Here is a 16,512-nt window from a genome sequence, read left to right as displayed (position 1 = left end):
GGGAGGGGCCGTCAGTTCCCGAGGACCTCGCCGACCAGGGCGCGGGCCTCGTCCTGGACCCGGGCGAGGTGGTCGGGGCCGTGGAAGGACTCGGCGTAGATCTTGTAGACGTCCTCGGTGCCCGAGGGGCGGGCGGCGAACCAGGCGTTGTCGGTGCAGACCTTGATGCCGCCGATCGCGGCGCCGTTGCCGGGGGCGTTGGCGAGGACGGCGGTGATCTTCTCTCCGGCGAGTTCGCCGGCGCCGACGCGTTCGGGGGACAGCCGGGCCAGGCGGGCCTTCTGCTCGCGGTCGGCGGGGGCGTCGACGCGGGCGTAGGCGGGGGCGCCGTGGCGCTCGGTCAGTTCGCCGTAGCGGGCGCTGGGGGTGGTGCCGGTGACGGCGGTGATCTCGGAGGCGAGGAGGGCGAGCAGGATGCCGTCCTTGTCGGTGGTCCACACCCCGCCGTCGCGGCGCAGGAAGGAGGCGCCGGCGCTCTCCTCGCCGCCGAAGCCGATCGAGCCCTCCAGCAGGCCGTCGACGAACCACTTGAAGCCGACCGGGACCTCCACCAGGGTGCGGCCGAGGTCGGCGGCGACGCGGTCGAGCATGGAGGAGGAGACGAGGGTCTTGCCGACGCCCGCGTCGGCGGGCCACTCGGCGCGGTGGCGGTAGAGGTAGTCGACGGCCACCGCCAGGTAGTGGTTGGGGTTCATCAGGCCGCCGTCGGGGGTGACGATGCCGTGCCGGTCGGCGTCGGCGTCGTTGCCGGTGGCGATGGCGTACTCGGCGCGGCGGGTGATGAGGGAGGCCATCGCGGACGGGGAGGAGCAGTCCATGCGGATCTTCCCGTCCCAGTCCAGGGTCATGAAGCGCCAGGTCGGGTCGGTGAGCGGGTTGACGACGGTCAGGTCCAGGCGGTGCGTGTCGGCGATGCGCGCCCAGTAGGCCACCGACGCGCCGCCGAGGGGGTCCGCGCCGATGCGCAGGCCCGCCGCCCGCACCGCGTCCAGGTCCAGGACGGAGGGCAGGTCCTCCACGTAGGCGGTGAGGTAGTCGTGGCGGGCGGTGGTGGCCGCGGCCAGGGCGCGGGCGTAGGGGACCTTCTTGACGCCGCGCAGGCCCTCGCGGATCAGCTCGTTGGCGCGGTCCTGGATCCAGCCGGTGGCCTCGGACCCGGCCGGCCCGCCGCTGGGCGGGTTGTACTTGAAGCCGCCGTCGCGCGGCGGGTTGTGCGAGGGGGTGACCACGATGCCGTCGGCCAGCGCGCGGGGGCTGCGCCGGTTGTGGGCGAGGATCGCGTGCGAGACCGCCGGGGTGGGGGTGTAGCCGTCGGCGGCGTCGATCAGCACGTGCACGCCGTTGGCGGCGAGGACCTCCAGGGCGGTGACCTTCGCCGGCTCGGAGAGGGCGTGGGTGTCGGCGCCGAGGAACAGCGGCCCGGCCACGCCCTGTTCGGCGCGGTACTCGCAGATCGCCTGGGTGGTCGCGGCGATGTGGTCCTCGTTGAACGCCGCGTCCAGCGAGGAGCCGCGGTGCCCGGAGGTCCCGAACGCCACCCGCTGCCCGGGCTCCTGCGGGTCCGGGTGCAGCGCGTAGTAGGCCGTCACCAGCCGCGCCACGTCCACCAGGTCACCGGGCTGCGCCGGCTGCCCGGCCCGTGCGTGTGCCATCCGTCTTCTCCCGCCAGTTCCGACTTGCGTCCGGTTCCACGTTCACAGTCCTAGCCCCGTGCTCACCGATCGTAGCCAGAAGACGACGGTGCCCCGAACCGCGGCGGGCGGTCCGGGGCACGGCGGTCCGGTGAAGTCTTGCCGCTCAGCCCGGCAGCTGCTGGCGGTAGCCCTCCAGGGCGGGCGCGGTGGTGGTCGCGAGGAACTCGGTGACCCGGTAGGCGCACAGCCCGGCGAGCACGAACGGGTCGGTGGCCACCAGCGCCTCGATCACGGCCCGGTCCTCCCCCACCGCCAGGATCACCCCGCCCTCGCGCGGCACCTTGCGCCCGGAGGCGAGGAAGGTGCCGGCCGCGTAGTGCGCGTTCAGCCATTGGACGTGCTGCGCCAGCGCGGCGTCGATCTGCTCCATGGGGGCGGTGTAGCTCAGCTCCAGTACGAACATGCGCCCAGGCTAGACCCGGGCGGGAAGGCGGTCGCGACAGGGGTGGGCGAGGGCGGATTCGAACCGCCACAGCCGAAGCGGGGGCTTTACAGGCCCGTGGGCTCGCCGGTGCCCAGCTCGCCCTCGGGGGGCGTCGACACCCGTGCACGACACGGAAGGAGGAAGGAGGAGAACGGCAGCCGCCCGGGCCACCGGGCAGGCCCGGCTACGGGCGGGCGGCGGCGGCGCGGCGGGCGTACGGGGGGCGGTGATAACCGCGGCCACGGGCCGGTACGGCGGTCATGGCGAACTCCCCTTTCGCTGCGCGGTGGTGTCCGGCGCCGTCCGGCGCGGTACGTCCCCACTGTGCCGCAGCGCCGTGCCGGGCCGCAAAGGGTTTTCCGTCCCCCCGCTCCGCCGGCCCGAAGACCGGCCCGAAGACCGGCGCCGGGAGGTTGTCGACCCCCATCCTGCCAGGTCAGGCAAGGTTCCGGTAGGACTCAGCACACCCTTCTTCGCCCTTGCGGCGCGGTGGGCGCGGGCCGCAGACTCGTGCAACATCCCACCCCCTTCCACGGCCTGACGTGCCGGCGCCCCCGTTGCGGGCAGCCCGGTGCGTGCTGCCGCCGTGCCCGGGGGGGCGGTGGTGCGGAGCAGAGCGACGAAGGGGGACGCAGGACATGAGCGGGACGAACGTGCACGGGGACCTGGCGCTGAGGGCGCGGGTGCGGCTGCTGAGCCACAACGAGCGGGTGCTGCACGGCGAGGAGGGGCTGTGGGTGTACCGGACGCTGTTCGCGGTGACGCCGCACGTGTACGCCTACCGGCTGGCGCTGGTGCTGCGGGAGGCGGCCGAGGGGCCGCGGGTGGCGGGCCTGCCGCAGGCGCGGGAGGCGCTGCTGGCGGAGGCCCGGGCGGCGGCGGCCCGCATCCCGGCCGACGCGCCGGCGTACCAGCGGCGGATGTGGGAGTACGCGGTGACGGATCTTCGGCTGACGGAGCAGCAGGTGGGGCGTGCGGGACAGTAGGCGGTCGCGGGATGGTTGCGGTACAACGATCCCTATTTGACGATTGATCGGAGAGAAGTATGAGCAGGTCGGGACTGTCCCGCCGTTCCCTCCTGGCCGGGGCGGCCGCCGCGGCCGGTGCCGTCGTCGTCGGCTGGGACACCTCCGCCCGGGCGTGGGCCGCCGAGCCCGGGGCGGACGTCGCCGAACTGCCCGCGCTGGACGGGTCGGTGACGCTGCAGGGCGCGGGCCTGGAAAGGTTCTCCTCCGACTTCGGGCACCTGGTCGCGCAGGCGCCGCGGGCGGTGCTGCGGCCCGGCTCGGTGCGCGACGTGCAGCAGGTGGTGGCGTTCGCGAGCAGGCACCGCATCCCGGTGGCCGTCAACGGGCAGAGCGGGGACGCGGCGCAGGTCGGCGAGGCGGGCCTGGAGTCGCACTCCAGCTACGGGCAGGCCAATGCGCGCGGCGGGATCGCGATCGACGCGCGCGGCCTGTCGACGGTGGTGTCGGTGCGCCCGGGGCGCGCGGTGGTGGAGGCCGGGGCGACGTGGGCGCAGGTCGTCGAGGCGGGGCTGGCGCAGGGCTGGGTGCCGCCGTGCCTGACGGACTACCTGCACCTGTCGGTGGGCGGCACGCTGAGCGTGGGCGGGATCGGCGGCGGTGTGCAGCGCTACGGCCTGCAGGCGGACCGGGTGCTGGAGCTGGAGGTGGTGACCGGCACCGGCGAGCTGCTGACGGCCTCGCCCGTACGCAACCGGGAGCTGTTCGAGGCGGTGCTGGCCGGCGGCGGGCAGGCGGGGATCATCGTGCGGGCGACGCTGGCGCTGGTGCCGGTGCGCGAGCGCGCCCACGTCTTCTCGCTGTACTACGACGACCTGGACGCCTACCTGGCCGACCAGGAGAAGGTGATGGCCGAGGGCCGCTTCGACCTGCAGGTCGGCGACGTGGAGCGCAGCGCGGACGGGTCGCGGTGGCGGTACAAGGCGGAGCTGGTGGCGTTCGCGGACGGGGGGCGGGCCGTGGACCGCGAGGCTCTCCTCGCCGGGCTGCGGCCGGCGGCGGGCGGGGTGTCGGTGGTGGAGCAGAGCTGGCGCGAGTACGCGTTCCGGGTGGACGCGTTCGCGGGGTACCTGCGGGCGGCGGGGTTCTGGGGGCTGCCGAAGCCGTGGCTGAGCGTGTTCCTGCCGGCTTCGACGGCGGGGGTGTTCATGGCGGAGGCGGCCGCGCTGCTGGGGCCGGCGGATCTGGGGGCGGGGCTGCTGCTGTTCTACCCGTACCTGCGCGAGCGGGTGAAGGCGCCGCTGGCGGTGCTGCCGCAGGGTGCGGTGGGCTGGCACTTCGACCTGCTGGCGTTCCCGGGGCCGGGGGCGGACACGGCGGCGATGCTGGAGCGCAACCGGCGTCTGTACGACCGGGCGGTGGAGCTGGGCGGCAAGCGGTACCTGATCGGGGCGGTGCCGGGGATGACGGGGGCGGACTGGCGGCGTCACTACGGGGGGCTGTGGGAGCGGGTGGTGCGGGCCAAGCGCCGGTTCGACCCGGCGGGGATCCTGGCCCCGGGCCAGGGCATCCACACGGCCTGACGGACAAGGGCGTCCACCCGGTCTGACGGACAGGGGGCCGGCCGTGCGCCGTTCGCGCGCGGCCGGCCCCGGGTGTCAGCCGATCTCCATCTGCGCCATCATGCCCATCGCCGAGTGGTCCAGCAGGTGGCAGTGGTACGGGTAGCGGCCGCGGTAGGAGTCGAAGGTGGCGTGCAGGCGCACGCTCTCGCCGGGCAGCAGGCGCACGGTGTCCTTGAGGCCGGACTCCTCGGGGCCGGGCGCCTTGCCGTTGCGCTCCAGCACGCGGAACTGCACCAGGTGCAGGTGGAAGTTGTGCGGGACGTCGGTGTTGGCGTTGACGACCGTCCAGATCTCCGAGGTGCCGAAGGCGATCTGCGCGTCGACGCGGTCCGGGTCGTACACCTTGCCGTCGATCGTGCCGCGCGGCGCGGCGCCGCCGGTGCCCTCCTCGACCTTCAGCACCACGGTGCGCTCGCGCACCGCCGGGCCGGGCGCGGGCAGGGTGCGCAGGGTGTCGGGCACGCTGCTGGAGTCGGCGGCGGAGCGCACGATGTCGAAGCGCATCACCTGGCCGACGTGTTCAGCGGGGCCGGGGGGCATGGAGTTGGTGAGGACGACGGTGGAGCCGACCTTGTAGCGGGAGAAGTCGATGACGACGTCGGCGCGCTCGCCGGGCGACAGGTCGATCGTGTCGGTGGTGTGGGGGCGTTCCAGCAGGCCGCCGTCGGAGCCGATCTGGGTGATCGGGCCGCCGTCGGCCAGGCGCAGGGAGAAGAAGCGCAGGTTGGAGGAGTTGAGCAGGCGCAGCCGGTAGCGGCGGGCGGCGACCTCGGCCTTGGGCCAGGGGCGGCCGTTGGCGAGGATGGTGGTGCGGTTGAAGGGGTCGTCCATGCGGTAGACGAGGTTGCCGGAGGCGTCGAAGCGCGCGTCGCGCAGGGCGATGGGCAGGTCGTAGCGGCCGGTGGGCAGCGGCAGGGCGCGTTCGGTCTCGTCGGTGAGCAGGTAGGTGCCGGCCAGGCCCCGGTAGACGTGCTCGGACTCCATGTGGTGGGCGTGGTCGTGGAACCACAGGCTCGCGTGGGGCTGGTCGTTGGGGTAGGTGTAGGTGCGGCTGGCCCCGGAGTCCAGCAGGTTCATCGGGCCGCCGTCGCTGGCGACGGGCACCCGGGAGCCGTGCAGGTGGACGGAGACGGCGTCGTTCAGCAGGTTGGTCTGGCGCACGATCACCGGACGCCCGGAGCGGGCGCGGATGACGGGGCCGGGGAAGGCGCCGTTGTAGGTGAGGACCTCGGTGCGGTGCCCGGGCAGGATGCGGGCGTAGGAGCGGAGCATGGTGACGGAGTAGGTGTCGGCGCCGCCGTCGGTGGAGACCGGGCTGAGCACGGGGGGCACCGGCAGCGCGGTGGTGAACTTCTCGACCAGGCCGGGGCCGGCGTCCGGCCCGGGGTCGGGGGCGTCGGTACCCGCCGGGTGGGTGTGGGCGGCCGCGTCCTGGACGGAGGCGGCGGAGGCCGCGTCGGCGGAGGCGGCCGGGCGCAGCGTGGTGCGCATGAGCAGGACCCCTCCTCCGGTCGCCAGGGCGGCGCCGATCATCCTGCGTCTGCTCACCATCGCGTGTTCCTCCCGCGTGCTCCCCCGCCTGCCCTGCGGGTGCGGGGCGGCCTTGTCCGGGGGTGATTGCAGCAGCGCCGCCTTGGGTGCCGCTTGGGTCCGGCTTGGGCCGGTGCGGGCGGGCGGGGGGCGGGCGGGGGTGGTGCGGGCGGGGGCGGGTGGGGGCGGTGGGGGGTCGGGCGGCGGTGAGCTGCGGGTGTTGCGGGCGCGTTGCGCGGCGCCTTCACGGTGGCTCGGGGTGCGGTCGAGGAAGGCTCGCGGCACGAGGCAGCCCCGGGCCCGGTGGGCTCGCAGAGGACTCGAAGGGAAGGGCCCAAGCGTGGACCTGCGGTACTGGCTGCCGAGGGCGGCCGAGGTGGCCGAGCGGTGGGGCGAGCGGTTCGGTGCTTTCACCGCGCACCCCTCGCACCTGGTGGACGAGGCGGACTTCGCCGCCGCGTTCGAGCGTTTCGCCAAGCGTCTGGAGCACAACTACCCGTTCTTCCATCCGCGTTACGCCGGGCAGATGGTCAAGCCGCCGCACCCGGCGGCGGTGGTGGGCTATCTGACGGCGATGCGTTTCAACCCGAACAACCACGCCTACGAGGGCGGGCCGGCGACCAACGACATGGAGCGCGAGTGCGTGGCGCAGCTGGCCGCGATGTTCGGCCTGCCCGCGCACGTGGGTCATCTGACCAGCAGCGGGACGATCGCCAATCTGGAGGCGCTGTACGTGGCGCGGCAGAGCCATCCCGGCAAGGGGGTGGCGTACAGCGCGCAGGCGCACTACACGCACAGCCGGATGTGCCACGTGCTGGGTGTGGCGGGTCATGCGGTGGCGTGTGACGCCGAGGGGCGGATGGATCCGGGGGCGCTGGAGGAGGTGCTGCGCACCGGGCGGGTGGGCACGGTGGTCGTCACGTGCGGGACCACCGGGGCGGGTGCGGTGGATCCGGTGCACGAGGTGCTGGCGCTGGCGCGCCGGTACGGGGCGCGGGTGCACGTGGACGCCGCGTACGGCGGGTTCTTCGCGCTGCTGGCCGCGGACGACGCGGTGGCGGCGGACCTGGGTGTCGATGTGGCGCCGTGGCGGGCGATCGCCGGGTGCGACTCGGTGACGGTGGACCCGCACAAGCACGGCCTGCAGCCGTACGGGTGCGGTGCGGTGCTGTTCGCGGACCCGGCGATCGGCCGGCACTTCGCCCATGACTCGCCGTACACCTACTTCACCGATGCCGAGCTGCACCTGGGTGAGATCAGCCTGGAGTGTTCGCGGGCGGGTGCCTCGGCGGCGGCGCTGTGGCTGACGCTGCAGTTGCTGCCGCTGAGTGTGGACGGGCTGGGTGCCGGTCTGGTGGCGGGGCGGCGGGCCGCGCTGGCCTGGGCCGATCTGATCGATGCCAGTGGTGAGTTGACGCTGTTCCAGCGGCCGCAGCTGGACATCGTGACGTACTTCCCGACCCCGGTGGGGGTGCCCGCGCTGTCGGCGGTGGACGCCGCGAGTGACCGGGTGCTGCGCCGGGGCATGGCCGATGAGCAGGACCCGGTGTTCCTGAGTGTGCTGCGGGTGGACGCCGGCGACTTCGCGCGCCGTCACCGGGGGGTGGTGGCGGACGCGGACGGGGCGCGGGTGCTGCGCAGTGTGCTGATCAAGCCGGAGGCGCAGGCGTGGCTGCCGCGGTTGCACGCGCGGGTGGCGGAGCTGGCGGCCGAGGCGGTCGCCGAAGCGGTGGCCGCGCCCGCCCCCTCCCCCGCCCCCTCGTCCTCCTCTTTCCCCTCGTCTGCCCCCACGCCCGTCGTACCGTCTGCCCCCACGCCTGTCGTACCGCCTGCACGCCCTGCCCCCTCGTCCGTCACCTCGCCCGAGGAGAGTGCCCGTTGACCACCGTCACCACCCTGCCCGCTGCCACGGGCACCGCCCCGCGGCCCGCCGCCGGGGCCCCCGATACCACCGCCGCCACCGCGGCTGCCGGCGTCGCCGTACGCCGGGCCCGCCCGCAGGAGGCGCCCGCCCTGGCCGCCCTGTTCTCCGAGGCCTTCGCCGACGACGCGCTGATGCTGTGGGCCTTCCCCGACCCGGAGCACCGCGCCCGGGTGATGCCCGCGTTCTTCCGTGTCCACCTCGAACAGTGCCTGGCCCACCGGGGCGTCGTGGTCGCCGCCGACGAGGCCGGCACGCTGCTGGGGGCGCTGCTGTTCCTGCCCGCGGGGGTGTGGGAGGAGCCGGGGCACGCCGACGGCGCCGCCACCCGCGCCCTGGCCGAGGCCATCGACGCCGGACGGCACGGCGAGTGCGCCCGCCGTCTGGACGCCATCACCCGTCTGCAGCAGCGCCGCCACCCGCGTCACCGCCCGCACTACTACTTCGCGTTCATCGGCGTGCACCCGGACGCCCGCTCGGCCCGCGCCGGCGAGGCGATGCTGGAGGCCGTCCTCGCGGAGGTCGACGCCGCCGGGCAGGCCGCCTACGCCGAGACCAGCTCCACCGGCGGCGCCCGCCTGTGCGAGACCCACGGCTTCACCCGCTTCGGCGAGGCCATCGCGCTGCCCGGCGGCGGACCCCGCCTGGCCCCGGTGTGGCGGGGGCCCCGATGACCGCGCCCGCACCCGCCGCCGAGAGCGCCCTGCGCCTGTTCAGCGCCGAGCACATCGACGCCGGCCACGCCGCCGCGCACCCCGAGGCCGTGGAGGTCCTCGACTGGGCCCGCCGCTTCCTCACCACCGCCCACCCCGACCTGGGGCGCAGCGGCCCGGTGTGCCCGTACACCCAGCCGTCGCTGCGCCGGGGCCTGTTCCACATCGCGGTCGCCGACGGTGACGGGGACGGGGATCTTCCGGCGCTGGTGGGTGAACTGCGGGCCCGTTACGACGAGTTGCTGGCCGGGCTGACGGAGGAGTCGGACCGTGAGCTGCTGACGGTGCTGTTGGTGCTGCCCGCGCTGGACCGCGGCGATTCGACGGCGCTGGACGAGGCGCAGCGCAAGGCGAAGGACGAGTTCGTCGAGCAGGGCCTGATGATCGGGCAGTTCCATCCGGTGTGTGAGGAGCCGGGTCTGTGGAACCGGACGTTCCGGCCGTTGCGGGCGCCGGTGCCGCTGCTGGCGGTGCGCAAGCTGCTGGTGTTCGATCTGCCGTTCCTGACGGGTGACGAGACCCATCTGAACCACTACCTGGCGCGTTTCGCGCCCGAGGTGCCGGCGCGGATCCGTGACCAGCTGGTGTCCAGTGTGCGGGCCCACCAGGGCGCCGTCTCCTCCTGACCCGCCCTTTGCCTGCGCTGCGCGCGCGGAGCCGGCCGACGCCCGGTTCCGCGCGCGCTCGCGTGTGGGCGGCGCCGTCGGGTTCGAGGGGGCCGTGCGGTCAGAGGCCGAAGTTCCAGTCGACGATCATCTGCAGCAGGTCCTTGCGCTCGTCGACGAAGTCCATCGCGATCACGCCGTAGTGCGCGCGCTGGGAGATGCGCGGCGTCAGGTACTCCTGGATGGAGGGGTTGACGACCTTGGCGATCTTGTACGGGTCCTCGGGGAAGGCGCTGGCGCTGGCGAAGTGGATGTAGAGCCTCTTGTCGTCCTGGCCGTAGAACGCCTGGTCCAGGCCCCACTTGACGCGCTGGACCTTCTGGCTGGAGCTGTCGCCGAAGTAGTCCTGCAGCCAGATCCGGGAGCCGTCGCCCCAGCGCAGGGGGTCGTAGCGGCCGTCGCCCCAGGTGAAGTCCGACATGATGGGGATGATCTTGCCGCGGACCTGGCCCAGCGAGGGCAGTCCCGTGGGGAGCGAGCCGGTCTTGGGGAGCCAGAACCAGGGCCGGTAGTTGCCCTTCCCGTCATAGCCGTCCATGTAGTAGTTGAAGATCTCGCTGAACCGGTAGTCCTGCCCCTCGGTGTACTCCTTGCGGATCCGCATGATGATCGTCTCGCCGGGGTTCGACTTCAGGAAGTCGATGCACAGGTTCAGCACGTCGCCGAAGTTGATCTTCTGGTAGACCTTGTCGTGGTGGATGGTGAAGACGTCGCCCGCGATCCGGCACCGGATGTCGAGGAAGCGCACCCCCGCCTGGAGCTGCTGGGGGATGCGCCACTCCTGGCACTGGGCGTAGCCGAAGGAGCCGCTGTCGTAGAGCGCGCAGGTCTCGTGGGTCCCGGGGATCGTCAGCTGCGACAGCTTCACGTTGTCGCCCAGCAGCGACATCCACTTGTTGGTGGGGCGGTGGACGAGGCGGTCCGGTGCGGCGGAGGCCACGCCCGAGCCGGCGATGCCCAGGGCGCCGGTGGTGGCCGCGAGTGCCGCGCCCCTGAGCAGGGTCCTACGGTTGATCGTCATGCAAGAAACCTCCGGTAGCGGGGCCCTGATGGTGACCGGGGGTGTGAACGTCCCCCCCTTTCGCCCCAACGGGCCTGCGCCCCGGCCTGGTTCATCGCCTGCGAACGTTCCGGCGCGCGGAGCCGGCCGATGCCCGGCTGCGCGCGCTCGCGTGTGGGCGGCGGGGTTCAGGAGCAGGAGCTGCCGCCGGGGCCGCCGAAGAAGACGTACTCGTACCACGGGGTGGGGCCGCTGTTGACGAGCGAGGTGTAGCAGTTCGGCGCCGGCTGGTAGGCGGTCAGCTTCGCGTACTGGGGGGTGTTGTTCGTCGCGACGTACTGGACGTCGCGGTGGTAGGCGGCGTACTGCCAGCCGCCCGCGGCGAACGCGCCGCTGCCCATCGGCGGCCACCCCGCGACGTTGTAGACCTCGCCGCCGCAGATGATCCGCCCGGCGCCGGTGGCGAGCGGCCCGCCGCCGAACAGCGAGGCCGGGTAGTAGCCCACCGGGACGCCGCCCAGGTAGAGCCACCAGTTCCCGCCCGCGAGGTACCAGGCCACCTCCAGCTCGATCTGCACGCCGCCCGTGACGCTCGCCTGCCCGAGCGTGCCGCCCAGGAGCCAGGCGCTGTTCGTCTGGACGAACGCCGTGCATTCGAGGTTGTAGCAGCCGGTGTGCTGGTAGCCGTCGGCCGTCCAGTAGATGAAGAGGACGGGCTGGGCGGTGCCGTACTTGCCCGGGTACACCTGGTAGCCGCACTCGACGGTCTGCACGGGTGTCGAGTCGACGGTGCCGAACCACTGCTGGGAGACCGTGAAGGCCGCCCCCGTCACCTGCGGGTCCCAGATGTTGACGTAGCTGTGGCCGCCGAGGTTGGCGACCTCCTGGACGCCCGTGGTGTGCTGGCGCAGCCCCGCCGCCGGTGCGCCCGGACCGCGCCGGCCCGCGCCCCGCGGGTGCTTGTGGTGGAAGTCGCGCACGCTGCCCCGGGCCGCGATCTCCTCCGGGGTGATGCGGCGCATGGCGATCGTGCCGGGCGGGCAGGACATCGGGTGGCCGTACCGGTCCAGCCGCTCGGAGTGCAGTTGCGGCCGCACCGGCACGCTCTGGGCGCCGCCGTGGCGCCCGGGCGCCACCGGCGGGGGGTCGGGGGCCTCGGGGGGCAGGGGGGAGTTCCCCCGCAGGGCCGGCTGGCTGCCGATGGGGACGCAGTCGAAGACCTGCCCGTTGTCGTCGGCGAAGCTGCGGGTGACCTCGATGCCCCGGTAGAGGTTCCCGAGGTACTCCGTCATCGCGGCGAAGTCCTCGGCGCTGGTGGCGGCCGCCGCCGGGCTGCGCGCGAAGTCCTCGTAGCGGGCGGAGGCGAGGGAGTGCGTGAACGTGGTGAAGTCGGTGAAGTCGGTGCCGTCGCCGTCGTGCTGTGCCGTCATGGCCGGGCCTCCTGCACCATCGGGTCGTGACGCGCGGTGTCCGCGCGGGTTCTCTCCGTTCTCCACGCTAGACCCGGTTCGGCTCGCGTTCCTCCCGGGGAACGGGCGCTGCGGAACGGGCGCTGCGGAAGGGGCGGTTGAACCCTCAAGGACGCCGGGCCGCACGTACCCGCCGGGTGTCAGCGGGCCAGGCGGCCGAGGAGCGCGGAGGCGGCGGCGATGCCGGCCAGGGCGGCGGCGGTGAGGACGGCGAAGTCCAGCGGCAGGTGGGCGGGGGTGCCGATGAGCAGGCCGCGCAGCGCGTCGACCTGGTAGCTGAGCGGGTTGGCCTTGCTGACGGCCTGCAGCCAGCCCGGCATCAGCTCCACCGGGTAGAGGGCGTTGGAGGCGAAGAACAGCGGCATGGTGATGGCCTGGCCGATGCCCATCAGGCGGTCGCGGGTCAGGACGATCCCGGCGATGGCCATCGACAGGCAGGAGAAGAACGCCGAGCCGAGCAGCACCGCCACCACCACGCCGAGCAGGCGCAGCGGGTTCCAGGTCATGGCGACGCCGAGGAGGGCGGCGATCAGGACGACGACGGCGGCCTGCAGGACGGCCTTGACGCCGGCGGCGAAGGCCTTGCCGGTCACCAGGGCGGCGCGGGGGGTGGGGGTGACCAGCAGTTTGGTGAGGACGCCGGAGTCCCGCTCCCAGATGATCATGATGCCGTAGAAGATCGCGATGAACATCGCGGACTGGGCGATGATGCCGGGTGCGAGGTAGTCGAGGTAGGGGATGCCGCCGGTGGGGATGGCCTTGAGGCGGGTGAAGGTCTGGCCGAAGATCAGCAGCCACAGGGCGGGCTGGATCGCGCGGGTGTAGAGCTCGGTGCGGTCGTGGCGCAGCTTCTGCAGTTCGACCGCGCACATCGCGCTGATGCGGGCGGGCACCAGGCGCCAGCCGGTGCGGGCGCGCGGGGCACCAGCAGCAGGCCCAGGTCGGGCCCGTCGGCGGGGCCGGGTCCGGGGCCATGTCCTGGGGGTTCAGCCGACGCGGCCTGCGGTGCGGCGGGTACGGCGGACATCGCCGAAGTCTCCTTCCGTGGCGTCGGCCAGGTCGCGGCCGGCGTAGTGGCGGAACACGTCGTCGAGGGTGGGGTCGTCGTGGGAGGAGCCGTCGTGGGCGGGGTCGTCGTGGTGCGGGTCCGCCCCGCGGATGCGGTCCTTGAGCTCGGCGGGGGTGCCCAGCGCACGGATGCGGCCGCGGTCCATCAGGGCGATGCGGTCGCAGTGGCGGTCGGCCTCGTCCATGTAGTGGGTGGTGACCAGGACGGTCATGCCGGTGGCCCGGCGGACGGCGTCCACCCGCTCCCACACGCCGGTGCGGGCGATCGGGTCCAGGCCGATGGTGGGTTCGTCCATCACCAGCAGGCGCGGGGCGCTGACCAGGGCCTGGGCGAGTTCGAGGCGGCGCACCATGCCGCCGGAGTAGGTGGCGGCCATCCGGTCGGCGGCGTCGGTGAGGTCGACCGCGGCCAGGGCCTGGGCGACGCGTTCGGCGCGCTCGGCGCGCGGCACGTCGAAGACCCGGGCGAACAGGGCGACGTTCTCGCGCCCGGTCAGCCCGGAGTCCGCGGACAGCTGCTGGGGCACGTAGCCGAGCAGGCGGCGCACCTGCATGGGGCGGCGGGCGGCGTCGTTCCCGAAGACGCGCACCATGCCGACGCCCACCGGCAGCAGGGTGGTGATCGCGCGGATCGTGGTGGTCTTGCCCGCGCCGTTCGGCCCGAGCAGGCCGAACACCTCCCCGGTGCGCACGGTGAGGTCGATGCCGTCCACGGCCCTCGTCCCGCGGCCCCGGCCCCGGCGGCCGCCGCCGCCGCCGCCGAAGGTGTACTCCAGGCCCTCACACACCACGGCCTGCGCTTCGCTCATCACGGCTCCTCGGGCAGGTCGCGCAGGCCCCGGGCGAGGGAGCGCAGCGCGGGCAGGGCGGCGGTCAGGGCCTGCTGCTGGTCGGCGGGCAGGCCGGCGACCAGGTCCTCCATCAGCGCGCGGCGGCGCCGGCGCCACGCCTCGATCCGCTCCACGGCCGCGTCGGTGGCGAACAGCAGGGCGGCACGGCGGTCGGCGGGGTCCGTCTCGCGGCGCAGCAGGCCCTGCGCGGCGAGCTGGTTGACGAGGGTGGACACCGAGTTCCCGGCCAGGCACAGCTCCTCGGCGGCCTGCGAGACCCGCAGGCCCGGGCTTTCCGTGGCCAGGCGCAGCAGCTCGACCTGGGCGCCGCGCAGCCGGGGCCGGTCGGCCGTCTTGCGCAGGCGGCGGCGGACCAGGCGCTGGATGCCGACGAGGAGGGCGGAGAACTCGTCGGCCGGCGTCGTGGACGGTGGTGCGGGCTCCGTGACGGCCATGGCCCCCATTTTAGCTCTCAGTGAGAGGTATTTCAGGTGCTTCAGGTGGGGCGCTGTCCGTGGAGGAGGACGGGCAGGGCGCGGCCGGCGAGGGCTTCGGTGACGCGGGCGGCCTGGGCGGGAGCCATGCGCGCGGGCAGGTCGCGGACGGGGACGAAGCGGGCGCCGAGCAGTCCGCTGCGCTGCTGCGCGGGGACGGTGAGGGTGGTCCCGTCGGGGACGGTGCCGCCGTCGAAGACGAGGTTGAGGCGTTCCAGGTGGCGGTCGGCGGGGGTGAAGTCGACGGCGATCACGTCGTTCAGGCGCAGGTGCAGGCCGGTCTCGGCGTGCAGGTGCCGGGCGGCGGCCACGTGCGGCGGCTCGTTGGGTTTGGCGGAGCCGCCGGGCAGGATCATGCCGTCCAGGTAGTCCGGGTCGACGAGCAGGACCTCGCCGCGCCGGTTGCGCACGAGGACGAGACAGCCGAGCCGGCACACCGGCGGCTTGGCGAGAAGGCGGGGGTCGCGCATCGGGCGGTTCACTTTCGAAGCGTGCGGGACAGGAGGAGGGCAAAGCAGGCCAGCCAGGTGAGGCGGACGAGGTGATCAGTCGTCATACGTCAGGCGCTCGTAACGCAGCCCCTTGCGGAGCAGGTCGAGCAGACGCAGCAGGTCCAGGGGGCGGGCCGAGCCCAGGTCGACCAGGTAGTTGCCGGTGATCCGCCCGTACTCCCAGTCCACGGCGATCGACGGCAACGTGACCCCACCGAGCGCAAGCACGGAGACGAGGTCTTCCACGACGCAGGCCGCCTGCCGCCGCTGCTCGGCGGTGGCACGGGAAAGCATCGATCCCATCACCGCTCCCCCGGCCTCGGGTGCACCTCGAACTGGCGCCACGCGGCGTAGGCGTCCCCGAAGAACGTGAACGAGGTCAACTCGCCGGTGGCGCCATCGCGCAGCCACTCCCCCGTGATCTCGTTACGGACCCGGTAGCGCTGCGCGTCGGGGTCGAACCGCACCCCGTACCCGTGGGAGCGGGGAACCTGTTCAGGAGCCATGGGGGAAACCCTCCGCGATCGATGTTTCACGTTCTGTGCACATGGTGGCCCAGCGTCACCTAGCATCGGAAGCGTCAAACGACTTGACCTCGCGGGCACGTTGTTTTGGAGCAGCCATGGTGAACATCAAGGAAATCGACCCGGCTTCCGGCCCCTGGGCCCCCTTCGCAGTCCAACTCCGCAACTCACGCAGGGCGAAGGGCCTCCTGCAGCACCAGCTCGCCCGCAAGTGCGGGGTCAGCGCGTCGTACGTCTCGTTCGTTGAACTTGCACGCCGCCCGCCGAGTGAAAAGTTTGCTACCAAGGCCGACGAAGTCCTGGAAACGGGCGGGACTTTGATGCTGATGTGGTGGCAGCACAAGCACACGGCCCTGGTGCCGGGCTTCCCCGAGTACGCCAACTACGAGAACCGGGCCGCAGAGGTCCGGCTGTTCTCGATCGACATCGTCTCTGGGCTGTTGCAGACTCCGGCATACGCCAGCGCTTGGGAAGCAGGCAACGTCAGACGTGGCACCGCAACCCCCGAACAGGCCGAGGAACGGGTCAACTTCCTCATGACGCGCCAGCAGTTTCTGGCCCGCACGCCTGCTCCGCTACTTCACGCTGTTCTCGACGAGAGCTGCCTACGCCGACCTGTCGGCGGGACGAAAATCATGATCGAGCAGCTGCTGCGCCTTGAGCAACTCGCAACGGCCCCGAACATCATCATCCAGGTGGCGCCGTACTCCCTGGGTGAGGAGCGGCCGTTCAGCTCCCATGTGACCTTGCTGACCATGCCGGATCGCAAACTACTCGGATACGGTGAGACCGAAGTCCGCGGTTACCTTGATCGCGATATCGACACTGTTCTTCCCCTGTCCAGGGGCTACGATCGGCTGCAGATCGAAGCACTGAATCAGGCCGCATCGATGGAGATGATCCGTGCGGTACGGAAGGGCTATGAGGATGGACGTTGACCTGACCCACGCTGGCTGGCGCAAGAGCACCTACAGCGGCGGGCAGAACGGCTGCATCGAGGTCGCCGACGGCTTCACCAGCGTCATGCCCGTACGTGACTCCAAGGACCCCTCCGGCCCGGCGCTCGTCTTCTCCTCCACCGCCTGGCAGTCCTTCGTCA

17 protein-coding genes, 1 tRNA gene and 1 pseudogene are annotated in these 16,512 nt (G+C 72.9%); 7 read left to right on the top strand and 12 right to left on the bottom strand.

What is annotated here, in order from left to right:
* Nucleotides 1–11: 11 nt before the first annotated feature.
* The 3 genes from pgm to ABT048_RS01980 form a co-directional block, all read right to left on the bottom strand.
* Entirely contained in the window at nt 12–1,652 is a 1,641-nt protein-coding gene (pgm, locus tag ABT048_RS01990; protein WP_350519347.1) for a phosphoglucomutase (alpha-D-glucose-1,6-bisphosphate-dependent), read from the bottom strand.
* Between the two features lie 145 nt (nt 1,653–1,797).
* Nucleotides 1,798–2,097 carry a YciI family protein gene (locus ABT048_RS01985; RefSeq protein ID WP_350519346.1) on the bottom strand — a complete coding sequence of 100 codons (300 nt, stop codon included), beginning with the start codon at nt 2,095–2,097 and terminating at the stop codon, nt 1,798–1,800.
* Nucleotides 2,098–2,140: 43 nt separating this feature from the next.
* Nucleotides 2,141–2,220: transfer RNA gene (locus ABT048_RS01980), tRNA-Tyr, on the bottom strand.
* 536 nt (nt 2,221–2,756) lie between these two features.
* On the opposite strand from ABT048_RS01980, the gene ABT048_RS01975 reads away from it, so the two are divergent.
* Both ABT048_RS01975 and ABT048_RS01970 read left to right on the top strand, forming a co-directional pair.
* Nucleotides 2,757–3,104: a hypothetical protein gene (locus ABT048_RS01975; RefSeq protein WP_350519345.1), complete on the top strand. Its 348-nt coding sequence runs from the start codon at nt 2,757–2,759 to the stop codon at nt 3,102–3,104.
* A gap of 59 nt (nt 3,105–3,163) precedes the next feature.
* Entirely contained in the window at nt 3,164–4,666 is a 1,503-nt protein-coding gene (locus ABT048_RS01970; protein WP_350519344.1) for an FAD-binding protein, read from the top strand.
* A gap of 75 nt (nt 4,667–4,741) precedes the next feature.
* Here ABT048_RS01970 and ABT048_RS01965 read toward each other — a convergent pair whose 3' ends face one another.
* Nucleotides 4,742–6,259 (bottom strand): multicopper oxidase family protein, encoded by a 1,518-nt coding sequence (locus ABT048_RS01965; protein ID WP_350519343.1) that lies wholly within the window; start codon nt 6,257–6,259, stop codon nt 4,742–4,744.
* Between the two features lie 319 nt (nt 6,260–6,578).
* Here ABT048_RS01965 and ABT048_RS01960 point away from each other — a divergent pair, with 319 nt between their 5' ends.
* The 3 genes from ABT048_RS01960 to ABT048_RS01950 are packed head-to-tail and all read left to right on the top strand — an operon-like array spanning nt 6,579 to nt 9,498.
* Nucleotides 6,579–8,120 carry a pyridoxal phosphate-dependent decarboxylase family protein gene (locus tag ABT048_RS01960; RefSeq protein ID WP_350519342.1) on the top strand — a complete coding sequence of 514 codons (1,542 nt, stop codon included), beginning with the start codon at nt 6,579–6,581 and terminating at the stop codon, nt 8,118–8,120.
* Nucleotides 8,117–8,833, top strand: a complete 717-nt coding sequence (locus ABT048_RS01955) for an N-acetyltransferase (RefSeq protein ID WP_350519341.1) — start codon at nt 8,117–8,119, stop codon at nt 8,831–8,833. Before ABT048_RS01960 ends, ABT048_RS01955 begins: the two co-directional genes overlap by 4 nt.
* The gene (locus ABT048_RS01950; RefSeq protein ID WP_350519340.1) at nt 8,830–9,498 is read left to right on the top strand and encodes a DUF6875 domain-containing protein; all 669 of its coding nucleotides are present in this window, start codon (nt 8,830–8,832) and stop codon (nt 9,496–9,498) included. Before ABT048_RS01955 ends, ABT048_RS01950 begins: the two co-directional genes overlap by 4 nt.
* A gap of 100 nt (nt 9,499–9,598) precedes the next feature.
* Here ABT048_RS01950 and ABT048_RS01945 read toward each other — a convergent pair whose 3' ends face one another.
* The 8 genes and pseudogenes from ABT048_RS01945 to ABT048_RS01910 form a co-directional block, all read right to left on the bottom strand.
* The gene (locus ABT048_RS01945) at nt 9,599–10,558 is read right to left on the bottom strand and encodes a phosphatidylinositol-specific phospholipase C (RefSeq protein ID WP_350519339.1); all 960 of its coding nucleotides are present in this window, start codon (nt 10,556–10,558) and stop codon (nt 9,599–9,601) included.
* Between the two features lie 167 nt (nt 10,559–10,725).
* A complete protein-coding gene (locus ABT048_RS01940; RefSeq protein ID WP_350519338.1) occupies nt 10,726–11,967 on the bottom strand; it encodes a neprosin family prolyl endopeptidase in 1,242 nt (413 codons plus the stop codon).
* A 179-nt stretch (nt 11,968–12,146) separates the two neighbouring features.
* Nucleotides 12,147–13,033: pseudogene (locus tag ABT048_RS01935) on the bottom strand (ABC transporter permease).
* Complete coding sequence (locus tag ABT048_RS01930; RefSeq protein ID WP_350519337.1) at nt 12,993–13,883, bottom strand: ATP-binding cassette domain-containing protein; 891 nt, start codon at nt 13,881–13,883, stop codon at nt 12,993–12,995. Before ABT048_RS01930 ends, ABT048_RS01935 begins: the two are co-directional and overlap by 41 nt.
* Nucleotides 13,883–14,359: a MarR family winged helix-turn-helix transcriptional regulator gene (locus ABT048_RS01925; protein WP_350519336.1), complete on the bottom strand. Its 477-nt coding sequence runs from the start codon at nt 14,357–14,359 to the stop codon at nt 13,883–13,885. Before ABT048_RS01925 ends, ABT048_RS01930 begins: the two co-directional genes overlap by 1 nt.
* 41 nt (nt 14,360–14,400) lie before the next feature.
* Nucleotides 14,401–14,868: an NUDIX domain-containing protein gene (locus ABT048_RS01920; RefSeq protein ID WP_350519335.1), complete on the bottom strand. Its 468-nt coding sequence runs from the start codon at nt 14,866–14,868 to the stop codon at nt 14,401–14,403.
* A gap of 75 nt (nt 14,869–14,943) precedes the next feature.
* Entirely contained in the window at nt 14,944–15,192 is a 249-nt protein-coding gene (locus ABT048_RS01915; RefSeq protein ID WP_350519334.1) for a hypothetical protein, read from the bottom strand.
* Nucleotides 15,192–15,395 (bottom strand): hypothetical protein, encoded by a 204-nt coding sequence (locus tag ABT048_RS01910; protein ID WP_350519333.1) that lies wholly within the window; start codon nt 15,393–15,395, stop codon nt 15,192–15,194. Before ABT048_RS01910 ends, ABT048_RS01915 begins: the two co-directional genes overlap by 1 nt.
* Before the next feature lie 116 nt (nt 15,396–15,511).
* On the opposite strand from ABT048_RS01910, the gene ABT048_RS01905 reads away from it, so the two are divergent.
* The gene (locus ABT048_RS01905) at nt 15,512–16,351 is read left to right on the top strand and encodes a helix-turn-helix domain-containing protein (protein WP_350519332.1); all 840 of its coding nucleotides are present in this window, start codon (nt 15,512–15,514) and stop codon (nt 16,349–16,351) included.
* A partial coding sequence (locus ABT048_RS01900) for a DUF397 domain-containing protein (protein WP_350519598.1) occupies nt 16,335–16,512 on the top strand: 178 nt, incomplete at its 3' end. The genes ABT048_RS01905 and ABT048_RS01900, both read left to right, overlap by 17 nt.

The organism is Kitasatospora sp. NPDC096140 (assembly GCF_040303045.1).
In the GTDB taxonomy this organism is placed as follows: Bacteria; Actinomycetota; Actinomycetes; order Streptomycetales; family Streptomycetaceae; genus Kitasatospora.
This window is presented reverse-complemented; position numbering and strand designations above follow the sequence as displayed.

What these genes read in the sequence shown, in the direction of transcription:
- pgm (WP_350519347.1), bottom strand. Translation starts at nt 1,652, where the DNA reads ATGGCACACGCACGGGCCGGGCAGCCGGCGCAGCCCGGTGACCTGGTG.
- ABT048_RS01985 (WP_350519346.1), bottom strand. Translation starts at nt 2,097, where the DNA reads ATGTTCGTACTGGAGCTGAGCTACACCGCCCCCATGGAGCAGATCGAC.
- ABT048_RS01975 (WP_350519345.1), top strand. Translation starts at nt 2,757, where the DNA reads ATGAGCGGGACGAACGTGCACGGGGACCTGGCGCTGAGGGCGCGGGTG.
- ABT048_RS01970 (WP_350519344.1), top strand. Translation starts at nt 3,164, where the DNA reads ATGAGCAGGTCGGGACTGTCCCGCCGTTCCCTCCTGGCCGGGGCGGCC.
- ABT048_RS01965 (WP_350519343.1), bottom strand. Translation starts at nt 6,259, where the DNA reads ATGGTGAGCAGACGCAGGATGATCGGCGCCGCCCTGGCGACCGGAGGA.
- ABT048_RS01950 (WP_350519340.1), top strand. Translation starts at nt 8,830, where the DNA reads ATGACCGCGCCCGCACCCGCCGCCGAGAGCGCCCTGCGCCTGTTCAGC.
- ABT048_RS01945 (WP_350519339.1), bottom strand. Translation starts at nt 10,558, where the DNA reads ATGACGATCAACCGTAGGACCCTGCTCAGGGGCGCGGCACTCGCGGCC.
- ABT048_RS01940 (WP_350519338.1), bottom strand. Translation starts at nt 11,967, where the DNA reads ATGACGGCACAGCACGACGGCGACGGCACCGACTTCACCGACTTCACC.
- ABT048_RS01930 (WP_350519337.1), bottom strand. Translation starts at nt 13,883, where the DNA reads ATGAGCGAAGCGCAGGCCGTGGTGTGTGAGGGCCTGGAGTACACCTTC.
- ABT048_RS01925 (WP_350519336.1), bottom strand. Translation starts at nt 14,359, where the DNA reads ATGGCCGTCACGGAGCCCGCACCACCGTCCACGACGCCGGCCGACGAG.
- ABT048_RS01920 (WP_350519335.1), bottom strand. Translation starts at nt 14,868, where the DNA reads ATGCGCGACCCCCGCCTTCTCGCCAAGCCGCCGGTGTGCCGGCTCGGC.
- ABT048_RS01915 (WP_350519334.1), bottom strand. Translation starts at nt 15,192, where the DNA reads ATGGGATCGATGCTTTCCCGTGCCACCGCCGAGCAGCGGCGGCAGGCG.
- ABT048_RS01910 (WP_350519333.1), bottom strand. Translation starts at nt 15,395, where the DNA reads ATGGCTCCTGAACAGGTTCCCCGCTCCCACGGGTACGGGGTGCGGTTC.
- ABT048_RS01905 (WP_350519332.1), top strand. Translation starts at nt 15,512, where the DNA reads ATGGTGAACATCAAGGAAATCGACCCGGCTTCCGGCCCCTGGGCCCCC.